The sequence below is a fragment of the Photorhabdus viridis genome (assembly GCF_040256935.1).
In the GTDB taxonomy this organism is placed as follows: Bacteria; Pseudomonadota; Gammaproteobacteria; order Enterobacterales; family Enterobacteriaceae; genus Photorhabdus; species Photorhabdus viridis.
Map to the genome: position 1 here is coordinate 1 of NZ_JBEJZY010000493.1, position 223 is coordinate 223.

1 protein-coding gene is annotated in these 223 nt (G+C 59.2%); it reads right to left on the minus strand.

The genetic code is table 11. The features are described 5' to 3' along the window. On the minus strand, positions 1-223 hold a 223-nt coding region (locus ABR397_RS25655; RefSeq protein ID WP_350307909.1), incomplete at both ends, for a hypothetical protein.

Below are 223 nucleotides of genomic sequence, written 5' to 3' on the forward strand. Positions count from 1 at the left end.
CTCGCCAATCGGCCCGTCAGCCGGGTCCAGAGTCAGTTTAGCGACCGATAAAGGCGCCTGACGCCAGACCACCTGCGCCGGTGCAGATAATCCCTGCCAGATAAACGCGGTTCGCAGGATATCATGGCGATCAACCACCTGTTGCATCGCCGCCAGATAGCGATCCAACAGCGCCCGGTCAGCAAAAATCATCGGATAGGCCAGCAGATAGGGGTCACCTTCC